General features: G+C 62.4%; 1 protein-coding gene and 1 pseudogene. Both read right to left on the bottom strand.

From position 1 onward, the window contains the following. Window positions 1-216: pseudogene (locus AC5ZGW_RS47610) on the bottom strand (TrbI/VirB10 family protein); the annotation flags it as partial. Further along, window positions 213-364 (bottom strand): TrbG/VirB9 family P-type conjugative transfer protein (locus tag AC5ZGW_RS47605; protein WP_496114335.1); only part of this gene is annotated, 152 nt, incomplete at its 5' end. The pseudogene AC5ZGW_RS47610 and the gene AC5ZGW_RS47605, both read right to left, overlap by 4 nt.

Genomic DNA, 364 nt, shown 5'->3' with positions numbered 1-364 from the left:
ATCGGTCGCCTGATGACGGGAGCGATTGTTCTGCAGCGACCACAGCACCGCTCCGCCGATGACAAGCAGGGCAACTGCGCTCCCGCCAGCCAGGACCTTCCGCGACAATCGTGTCACGCGCGGATGCTCTGCTCTCAAGCGGAAGCTCCTGGACTGTTCCTCTTGTGTCTCAGGCGGAACTGCTTGCTCGTGATCGTTTCCATTCCTGGCGTTCATGACGACGGCCTCCCGTCGGTCCTGACAATCCTGACCTTCTGCTGGTGCTCACCGCCGAGCCGGAGTTCGGCGGCTGCAAACAGCCGATCGACGATCAGCACGTTGCCGTAGGCGCGATAGTTGACGAGTTCGGTCTTGCCGTCCGGGC

The sequence above is a fragment of the Bradyrhizobium sp. Crot121 genome (genome assembly GCF_059512385.1).
The sequence above is the reverse complement of the archived record's forward strand: the minus strand, read 5'-3'. Positions and strand labels throughout refer to the sequence as shown.